Raw genomic sequence first — 9,360 nt, 5'->3', positions numbered from 1 at the left:
GCGCCCGTGTCCGACGACGTGGCACCCGTGCACGACGACGCGGCGCCCGTGTCCGACAGCGCCGCACCCGTGGGCGACGGTGTGGAGTCGGGCCCGGACCAGGCCGCGCTCGGGACGGACGCGCCCGCGCCCGAGGCCGGGCCGGCCGCGGGGCCGGGCCGGGGGCCTGCTGCGGAACCCGTTGCGGCGCAGTCGCACGAGGGCACCCTCGTCCCGCCGCGCGAGCCGGCCGCCGACCGGGTACCCGACGAGATCGAGCCGGCCGTGCCACCGGAGCCACCGCTGCCACCGGAGCCATCGCTGCCGCCGCATCCGAGACCTGACGGCGACCCGACGATCGCACTACCGCAGACGGTGCACGTGGCCGCGAGCATCGACGAGACGACCGTGCTGCCGCGGGTCGCCCCGGCGGCCACCCAGCACCCCCACACCGGGGCGGCGGAGGACGTGGCGGACGACCCCGAGGAGATCGGCGAGGCCGGGTCCGAGGAACAGGGCGGCCGGCACCGGCTCATCGAGCCGCACGACGGGGGGGAGGTCTGATGCCCCGCCGCGACGACATCCGCAGCGTGATGGTGATCGGCTCGGGGCCGATCGTCATCGGCCAGGCCTGCGAGTTCGACTACTCCGGCACGCAGGCGTGCCGGGTGCTGCGGTCGGAGGGCCTGCGCGTCTCGCTGGTCAACTCCAACCCGGCGACGATCATGACCGATCCCGAGATCGCCGACGCCACCTACGTCGAGCCGATCACCCCCGAGTTCGTCGAGCTCGTCATCGCCGCCGAGCGACCCGACGCGCTGCTCGCGACCCTGGGCGGCCAGACCGCGCTCAACACCGCGATCGCGTTGCACGACAACGGGGTCCTGGAGCGGTACGGCGTCGAGCTGATCGGGGCCGACGTCGAGGCGATCCAGCGCGGCGAGGACCGGCTGAAGTTCAAGGAGATCGTGCAGTCCGTCGGCGGCGACGTCCCGCGCAGCGCGGTGTGCCACTCGATGGACGAGGTCCGGGCCGCGGTCGCGGAGCTCGGTCTGCCCGTCGTGATCCGGCCGTCGTTCACCATGGGCGGGCTCGGCTCGGGCATGGCCCACACCCCCGAGGACCTGGACCGCCTCGCCGGGGCCGGCCTCGCCGCCTCCCCGGTCACCGAGGTGCTCATCGAGGAGTCCGTCCTCGGCTGGAAGGAGTACGAGCTCGAGCTCATGCGCGACCACGCGGACAACGTCGTGGTCGTCTGCTCGATCGAGAACCTCGACCCGATGGGCGTGCACACGGGCGACTCGATCACCGTCGCGCCCGCGATGACCCTGACCGACCGCGAGTACCAGACGATGCGCGACGTCGGCATCGCCGTGCTGCGGGCCGTCGGCGTCGACACCGGCGGCTGCAACATCCAGTTCGCGGTCGACCCGCGCACCGGGCGGCTCGTGGTCATCGAGATGAACCCGCGGGTGTCGCGGTCGTCGGCGCTGGCGTCGAAGGCCACCGGCTTCCCGATCGCGAAGATCGCCGCGAAGCTCGCCGTCGGCTACACCCTCGACGAGATCCGCAACGACATCACCGGCGAGACCCCGGCGGCCTTCGAGCCCACGCTCGACTACGTCGTGGTCAAGGTCCCGCGGTTCGCGTTCGAGAAGTTCCCGGGATCGGACACCTCGCTGACGACGACGATGAAGAGCGTCGGCGAGGCGATGGCGCTGGGCCGGTCGTTCCAGGAGGCGCTGGGCAAGGCCCTGCGCTCGATGGAGACCCCCGACGTCGGCTTCTGGACCCGCCCCGACCCCGAGGGTGCGCCCGACGTCGCCACCCCGACCGACGGGCGCATCTACGCCGTCGAGCGGGCGCTGCGGCAGGGGGCGACCGTCGACGACGTCGCCGCGCGGTCGGGCATCGACCCGTGGTTCGTCGACCAGGTCGCGGCACTGGTCGAGTTGCGTGCCGAGATCGCGGACACGCCCGTGCTCGACGAGGCGTTGCTGCGCAGGGCGAAGCGGGCCGGCCTCTCGGACCGCCAGATCGCGTCGGTGCGCCCGGAGTTCGCGGGCGAGGACGGCGTGCGGGCGCTGCGCCACCGGCTCGGCATCAGGCCGGTCTACAAGACCGTCGACACCTGCGCGGCGGAGTTCGCGGCGCGCACGCCCTACCACTACAGCGCCTACGAGACCGACCCGTCGGCCGAGTCCGAGGTCACCGCGCAGACCGGCAGGCCGAAGGTGATCATCCTCGGCTCCGGCCCCAACCGCATCGGGCAGGGCATCGAGTTCGACTACTCGTGCGTGCACGCGGTGATGGCGCTGCGCGACGCCGGGTTCGAGACGGTCATGATCAACTGCAACCCCGAGACCGTCTCGACGGACTACGACACCGCGGACCGGCTCTACTTCGAGCCGCTGACCTTCGAGGACGTCCTGGAGGTCGTGCACGCCGAGCAGGCGTCGGGGACCGTGGCGGGCGTGATCGTGCAGCTCGGCGGCCAGACCCCGCTCGGGCTCGCCCAGCGGCTCACCGCCGCGGGCGTGCCGGTCGTCGGGACCCCGGCCGACGCGATCGACCTCGCCGAGAACCGCGGCGAGTTCGGCGAGGTGCTGCGCCGGGCCGGGCTGCCGGCGCCGGCGTTCGGCACCGCGACCTCGTTCGAGCAGGCCCGCGACATCGCGACCCGCATCGGCTACCCGGTGCTCGTCCGGCCCTCGTACGTGCTCGGCGGGCGGGGCATGGAGATCGTCTACGACGAGGAGACCCTCGCCGGCTACATCGCCCGCGCCACCGAGATCAGCCCGACGCGGCCGGTGCTCGTCGACCGGTTCCTCGACGACGCCGTCGAGATCGACGTCGACGCCCTCTTCGACGGCACCGAGCTCTACCTCGGCGGGGTCATGGAGCACATCGAGGAGGCCGGGGTGCACTCCGGCGACTCCTCGTGCACGTTGCCGCCGATCACCCTGGGGCGCAGCGTGCTGGAGACCGTCCGCCGGTCCACGGAGGCCATCGCGCGCGGCGTCGGGGTGCGGGGGCTGCTCAACGTGCAGTACGCGCTGCACGGCGACACGCTCTACGTGCTGGAGGCCAACCCGCGCGCGTCGCGGACGGTGCCGTTCGTCTCGAAGGCGACGGCCGTCCCGCTGGCCAAGGCGGCCGCCCGGATCATGCTGGGCGCCACCGTCGCCGACCTGCGGGCCGAGGGCATGCTGCCCACGACCTCCGACGGGGCGACGACGCCGGCGTCGGTCCCGGTCGCGGTCAAGGAGGCCGTGCTGCCGTTCAACCGGTTCCGCACGCCGACCGGCCAGGGGGTCGACCCGCTGCTGGGCCCGGAGATGAAGTCGACCGGCGAGGTCATGGGCATCGACGCCGCGTTCGGGCCGGCGTTCGCGAAGTCGCAGGCGGCCGCCTACGGGCCGCTGCCGACGTCGGGCACGGTGTTCGTCTCCGTCGCCGACCGCGACAAGCGCGCCATGGTGTTCCCGATCCGCCGGCTCGCCGACCTCGGCTTCGAGATCCTCGCGACCGACGGCACGGCGGAGATCCTGCGCCGGCACGGGATCGCGGTGACCGAGGTGCGGAAGTGGTCCGACCGCAAGGAGGGCGCGACGATCGTCGACCGCATCCTCGCCGGGGATGTCGACGTCATCGTCAACACGCCCTACGGCAACGTCGGGCCGCGCGTGGACGGCTACGAGATCCGCGCGGCCGCGGTCACCCGCGGCGTCCCGTGCATCACCACGGTGCAGGGCGCGGCAGCCGCGGTGCAGGGGATCGAGGCGATGAAGACGGGGAGCATCGGGGTGCGGTCGCTGCAGGACGCTCACGCGGCGCTGGCCAGGGCGGAGGCGGCCCGATGAGCGCGGCTCCGGACGGGCCGGACGGGTTCGGCGACGACGGGTTCGGCGACGACGGGTTCGGGGCCCGGCTCGTCCGCACCACGGACGCCCTCGGCACGCTGTGCGTCGGGATCGACCCGCACCCCTCGCTGCTGGCCGAGTGGGGGCTGACCGACGACGTCGACGGCCTCGCCCGGTTCTGCGACGGCTGCCTGGCGGCGTTCGCCGGAGCGGTGGCGGTCGTCAAGCCGCAGTCGGCGTTCTTCGAACGGCACGGCTCGGCGGGCGTCGCGGTGCTCGAGCGGCTGCTCGCCGGTTTCGCCGGCTCGCCCACGCTGACCCTGCTCGACGTCAAGCGCGGCGACATCGGGTCGACCATGGACGGCTACGCCGACGCCTACCTGGGCGTCGGCGCCCCGCTCGGGGCCGACGCGGTGACGCTCTCGCCGTACCTGGGGTTCGGGTCGCTCGCACCCGCGCTGGGCGCGGCCCGCGAGGCCGGGCGCGGCGTGTTCGTGCTGGCCCGCACCTCCAACCCGGAGGGCGGCCCGGTCCAGCTCGCCGACTGGGCCGGTCGCAGCGTGGCACAGGGGATCGTCGACGGTGCGGCCGCCGCCAACGCCGCCGCGGGCGCAGCCGACGGCCCGCTCGGCGATGTGGGCGTCGTCATCGGCGCGACGCACGACCACGGACTCGACCTCTCGGCGCTGCGCGGTGCCGTGCTGGCGCCGGGGCTGGGTGCGCAGGGCGCCGGCCCGGCCGACGTGGCCGACCGGTTCGCAGGCCTGTCGGGCCTCGTCCTGCCCACGGCGTCGCGGTCGGTGCTGCGGGCCGGGCCCGAACCGGCGGCCCTGCGCGGCGCGGCGGAGTCGCTGCGCGACGAGCTGGCGGCGGCGCGCGCGGCGGCCGGCTGACGGCCCGGGGGCGCGTCGCCGGACGTCCGCGTCGACACGAGTAGGTCGACACGGGTAGGTGGTACTAGCACCCTCGCCGGGCGCGGTCACTGGACCGATCATGGGACGTGACGGTGACGAAGGAGGCCGGGTGGTGGACGTACTGATCGTCGACGATCAGCGGCCGTTCCGGATGGTGGCCCGCACGGTGGTGGGCCTGGTCGGGGGCTGGCGGGTCGCGGCGGAGGCCGGGAGCGGGGAGGACGCCCTCGACCAGGCCGAACGCGTTCGCCCGGGCGTGGTCCTGATGGACATCAACCTGCCGGGGATCAACGGGATCGAGGCCACCCGGCGGCTCCTGGCCCGGGCCCCGGACACGACGGTGGTGCTGCTGTCCACGTACACGGTCGACGATTTGCCCGCCGACGCCGCCGACTGCGGTGCGGCCGCCTACATCCGCAAGGAGGACCTCACACCCGCCGCGCTGCGCGCCCTCCACGCGGGTTGAGCCGCTGCCGCCGGCGCCGCGGACCGGACCTGCGGTGGCGGGGCCGGGCGTGACGTGCGTCGCATGTGAGCCACGCGGTGGGGTCGGATCGCCGAACGGCCGGGTCGATCGCCGCCGGACGGCCCCGTTCGTGGTATCACCCTTTGGGGGTAGCCGAGCGTAAAGCGCCTGGTGTGACCCCCGTTGGCGGCCCCGGAAGGGTCGTGAGTACGTTCGTTCGAGTCCCAGCGGGTAGCCCCGCGGGGAGGCTGATCGACGACGGGTCCGCACCGGGCCCGCCGGACATCCCACCAGCGATGTGCACGACCGAAAGACGGAGGAGATCGTGGCCCTTCCCCAGCTGACCGAGGAACAGCGCGCTGCCGCGTTGGAGAAGGCGGCCGCCGCGCGCCGGGCCCGGGCAGAGCTGAAGGACCGGCTCAAGCGAGGCGGGACGACGCTCAAGGAGGTGCTCGCGCAGTCCGACACCGACGACGTCCTCGGCAAGATGAAGGTCTCGGCCCTCCTCGAGGCGATGCCGGGTGTCGGCAAGGTGCGTGCTGCGCAAATCATGGAGCGCCTGGAGATCGCCACGAGCCGCCGGCTGCGCGGCCTGGGCGACCGTCAGCGCAAGGCGCTGCTCACCGAGTTCGAGGGCTGACCGACGGCGCCCGCCGCCGTGCCGACCCCCGTCCGTGGTGTCACCCGGCGGCGGGGTGAGACGGGGCGGCCTGCGGCCGCGAGCGGAACCGGGGCGGCACCGCCGCCCGCGAGCGAGTGAGGACGTGGCGTGAACGGCGCCCCCGAACCCGCCGGTGGGGCTGAACATTCCCCGAGAGGCCGGCTGATCGTGTTGGCCGGCCCCTCGGGGGTCGGGAAGAGCAGTGTGGTCGCGCAGCTGCGCGAGCGGCTCCCCGAGCTGCACTTCAGCGTCTCGGCGACGACGCGGGCCCCGCGCGTGGGCGAGGTCGACGGCCGGGACTACCGGTTCGTCTCCCCTGCGGAGTTCGACGGTCTCATCGAGCGCGGCGAGCTGCTGGAGTGGGCCGAGATCCACGGCGGCCTCCAGCGCTCGGGCACGCCGGCGGCCGAGGTCGAGCGGGCCCGCGCCGAGGGCAGGCCGGTCCTCGTCGAGGTCGACCTGCAGGGGGCCCGGGCGGTCAAGAAGGCCGTGCCGGAGGCGGTGACCGTCTTCCTCGACCCCCCGTCGTTCGACGAGCTGGCGCGCCGGCTCGGCAGCCGCGGGACCGAGTCGGCCGCGCAGCTGGCCCGCCGGCTGGAGACCGCCCGCGAGGAGCTCGCCGCCCGCGACGAGTTCGACGTCGTGGTCGTCAACGACGACGTGCGGCGCGTCGTCGACCGGTTGGTACAGTTGGCGGTCAGCCGCACGCCGCCACGGGGCGGGGCCCGCGGCAGTGACGACGATCTCTCCCCGCAGGAGTCCTTTCAGTGAGCATGCCTCTGACCGGTGCTGTCGCCGGTTCCACGCCCGAGGGAATCACCAACCCGCCCATCGACGACCTGCTCGGCCAGGTGTCGTCGAAGTACGCGCTGGTGATCTACGCCGCCAAGCGGGCGCGCCAGATCAACGACTACTACTCCCAGCTCGGCGAGGGCCTGCTGGAGTACGTCGGCCCGCTGGTCGAGCCGGGCCCGCGCGAGAAGCCGCTGTCGATCGCCATGCGCGAGATCCAGAGCGGCCTGCTCGAGCACACCGAGGGCGAGTAGCCCGTGGGCGCGCCCCGCGTCCTGCTCGGGGTCGCCGGCGGCATCGCCGCCTACAAGAGCGCGGAGCTGCTGCGCCGCTTCACCGAGTCCGGCCACTCCGTCCGGGTGCTGCCGACGGCGGCGGCGCTCGAGTTCGTCGGGGCCGCGACCTTCGAGGCGCTCTCAGGGCAACCCGTCCACACCGGCGTCTTCCACGACGTGCCGTCGGTCGCGCACGTCCGGCTGGGCCAGGAAGCCGACCTCGTCGTCGTCGCGCCCGCCACGGCCGACCTGCTGGCCCGCGCCGCGCACGGCCGCGCCGACGACCTGCTGACCGCCGCCCTGCTCACCGCGCGCTGCCCGGTGCTGTTCGCCCCCGCGATGCACACCGAGATGTGGGAGCACCCCGCGACCCGCGACAACGTCGCCGTCCTGCGTGCGCGCGGTGCCGTCGTGCTCGAGCCCGCGTCGGGCCGGTTGACCGGGAAGGACACCGGCCCCGGCCGGCTGCCCGACCCGGCCGAGATCGCCGAGCTGGCCCGGCTGCTGCTCGAACGTCCCGACGCGCTGCCGCGCGACCTGGAGGGTCGCCGCGTCGTCGTGTCCGCCGGGGGCACCCGCGAGCCGCTCGACCCGGTCCGGTTCCTCGGCAACCGGTCGTCGGGCCGACAGGGCTACGCGCTGGCCCGGGTGGCCGCGCAGCGCGGTGCGCACGTCACGCTCGTCGCGGCGTCGACGGCGGAGCTGGCCGATCCGGCGGCGGTGCAGGTGGTCCGGGTCGGGACCGCCGAGCAGATGCGCGTCGCGATGCACGACGCGGCGGCCGACGCCGACATCGTCGTGATGTCCGCCGCGGTGGCCGACTTCCGGCCGGCGACGCTCGTCGTCAGCAAGATCAAGAAGACCGGCGCCGAGCCCGACCCGCTGCGGCTGGCCACCAACGCCGACATCCTCGTCGAGCTCGTCGCGGCGCGGCGGCCCGGTCAGGTCGTCGTCGGGTTCGCGGCCGAGACCGGCGACGAGAGCGGCGACGCGCTGCACCACGGCCGGGCCAAGCTGCGGCGCAAGGGCTGCGACCTGCTCGTCGTCAACGCCGTCGGCGACGGCAAGGCCTTCGAGGTCGCCGACAACGCGGGGTGGCTGCTGGCCGCCGACGGCACCGAGACCGAGCTGGCGTCGGGTTCGAAGGCACTGCTGGCCTCGCGGGTGTGGGACGCCGCCGCGGCGCTGCTGAAACCCGCCTCCGGCTGAGCGCCCGGCCCGCACACGACGACGGCCCGTCCGCGGAACCGCGGACGGGCCGTCGTGTCGTGGGGCCACGAGGAGGTGTTCGACGGATCGCCGTCGACGGGCTCGGTGATCCGGGCGGTTCGTGGCCAGGCGGAGCGGGTCGGCACACCGGGCGTGTTCGGGCCCGGCGACAACGCGGCCACTGCCCGTCCGGGCGCCGAGACCGCGCGGGTGATCCGTCAGACGCCCCTGGCCCCCCGAGGAGCCGTGGCGGTGTGCTCAGCGGAGCAGGCCGGGGGCGCGGGTCGGCGTGTCGTCCGAGCCCGAGTCGTTGCCGCCCTGGCCGCCGCCCTGGGCGTCGGCGGGCTGCGCGGCCGGCTGTGCGCTGCTCGTGGCCGGGGCCTGGGTGGTGGTCGGCGCCTTCGTCGTCGTCGGGGCCTTGGTGGTGCTCGACGCCGACGGGGCGCTGCGCTGCTGCGACGACGTCGTGGTGGCGGGTGCCGCCGTCGTCGGGCGGGCCTGCTCGCCGCGGGCCGTGCCCGAGGTCGTCGGGGCGGTCGAGGACTTCTTGGTCGTCGACGTCGAGCTGCTGCGGCTCGGGTTGCTCGACACGAACTGCTCCGAGGCCCAGCCGTTGAGGTTCGTGAGCTGCACGAAGCCGTTGCGGTGCTCGCCCAGCGTGACGTCGGTGCCACGCTTGCAGACCGTGACGACGGAGGCGGTCGCGCTCGGCTGCGAGCGGACGTTGACGTTGTCGGTGCAGCGGCCCTGCTCGGCCGCGGAAGCCGTGCCGACGAGGACCAGGACGGTGGTCGCGCCTGCCGCGACGACACCGCCGACGATCGCGACCAGGCGGCCTCGACGTTGCAACGCGTTCATCTGGGGGGTACCTCCGTTGGGTGGATGCGTCACGAGGCTCAACGAGTGCCGTGCTGACCGATTCGCCATCGGCGCACACATCACCGGAAGCGGTGAACGACGTCCGGCGCGTCCGCACTGTCGACTACACGGTGTGACCGGGCGAGCGCGCGCCGACGCCCTGGTCAGGCGCGACCGGACCGTCGGACGGGTCGACTACGCTCGGCCCCGCCAGCAGGACGTGACTGGCAGGACGTGACTGGACGGAGAACACGCGTGACGAACCCGGCCCGACGGCTCTTCACCAGCGAATCGGTGACCGAGGGACACCCGGACAAGATGTGTGACGCGATCAGCGACTCCG

General features: G+C 74.1%; 9 protein-coding genes and 1 pseudogene. 9 read left to right on the top strand and 1 reads right to left on the bottom strand.

Features of this window, described 5'->3' with window-relative positions; translation table 11 throughout:
• The 8 genes and pseudogenes from PSD17_RS15800 to coaBC all read left to right on the top strand — a co-directional run.
• A pseudogene (locus tag PSD17_RS15800) lies at positions 1–543 on the top strand (hypothetical protein); the annotation flags it as partial.
• A complete protein-coding gene (gene carB / locus PSD17_RS15795; protein WP_103382679.1) occupies positions 543–3,842 on the top strand; it encodes a carbamoyl-phosphate synthase large subunit in 3,300 nt (1,099 codons plus the stop codon). The pseudogene PSD17_RS15800 and the gene carB, both read left to right, overlap by 1 nt.
• Entirely contained in the window at positions 3,839–4,735 is an 897-nt protein-coding gene (pyrF, locus tag PSD17_RS15790) for an orotidine-5'-phosphate decarboxylase (protein WP_339123217.1), read from the top strand. Before carB ends, pyrF begins: the two co-directional genes overlap by 4 nt.
• 130 nt (positions 4,736–4,865) lie before the next feature.
• The gene (locus tag PSD17_RS15785) at positions 4,866–5,222 is read left to right on the top strand and encodes a response regulator (RefSeq protein ID WP_013675614.1); all 357 of its coding nucleotides are present in this window, start codon (positions 4,866–4,868) and stop codon (positions 5,220–5,222) included.
• A 325-nt stretch (positions 5,223–5,547) separates the two neighbouring features.
• Positions 5,548–5,862 (top strand): integration host factor, actinobacterial type, encoded by a 315-nt coding sequence (gene mihF / locus PSD17_RS15780; protein ID WP_013675613.1) that lies wholly within the window; start codon positions 5,548–5,550, stop codon positions 5,860–5,862.
• Positions 5,863–5,991: 129 nt separating this feature from the next.
• A complete protein-coding gene (gene gmk, locus PSD17_RS15775; RefSeq protein WP_103382677.1) occupies positions 5,992–6,654 on the top strand; it encodes a guanylate kinase in 663 nt (220 codons plus the stop codon).
• 2 nt (positions 6,655–6,656) lie between these two features.
• A complete protein-coding gene (gene rpoZ / locus PSD17_RS15770; protein WP_049803439.1) occupies positions 6,657–6,929 on the top strand; it encodes a DNA-directed RNA polymerase subunit omega in 273 nt (90 codons plus the stop codon).
• A gap of 3 nt (positions 6,930–6,932) precedes the next feature.
• Complete coding sequence (gene coaBC / locus PSD17_RS15765) at positions 6,933–8,159, top strand: bifunctional phosphopantothenoylcysteine decarboxylase/phosphopantothenate--cysteine ligase CoaBC (protein WP_339123209.1); 1,227 nt, start codon at positions 6,933–6,935, stop codon at positions 8,157–8,159.
• Positions 8,160–8,417: 258 nt separating this feature from the next.
• On the opposite strand, the gene PSD17_RS15760 is transcribed toward coaBC, so the two are convergent.
• Complete coding sequence (locus PSD17_RS15760) at positions 8,418–9,017, bottom strand: SH3 domain-containing protein (protein ID WP_013675549.1); 600 nt, start codon at positions 9,015–9,017, stop codon at positions 8,418–8,420.
• A 255-nt stretch (positions 9,018–9,272) separates the two neighbouring features.
• Here PSD17_RS15760 and PSD17_RS15755 point away from each other — a divergent pair.
• A partial coding sequence (locus PSD17_RS15755) for an S-adenosylmethionine synthetase N-terminal domain-containing protein (protein ID WP_339123301.1) occupies positions 9,273–9,360 on the top strand: 88 nt, incomplete at its 3' end.

This window comes from Pseudonocardia sp. D17, from assembly GCF_036984265.1.
Lineage (GTDB): Bacteria > Actinomycetota > Actinomycetes > Mycobacteriales > Pseudonocardiaceae > Pseudonocardia > Pseudonocardia benzenivorans.
Note: the sequence above shows the minus strand (reverse complement) of the source record. Positions and strands in the feature narration are given on the sequence as shown.

Coding starts and splice junctions, on each gene's coding strand:
- carB (WP_103382679.1), top strand. CDS start 543: ATGCCCCGCCGCGACGACATCCGCAGCGTGATGGTGATCGGCTCGGGG.
- pyrF (WP_339123217.1), top strand. CDS start 3,839: ATGAGCGCGGCTCCGGACGGGCCGGACGGGTTCGGCGACGACGGGTTC.
- rpoZ (WP_049803439.1), top strand. CDS start 6,657: ATGCCTCTGACCGGTGCTGTCGCCGGTTCCACGCCCGAGGGAATCACC.
- PSD17_RS15760 (WP_013675549.1), bottom strand. CDS start 9,017: ATGAACGCGTTGCAACGTCGAGGCCGCCTGGTCGCGATCGTCGGCGGT.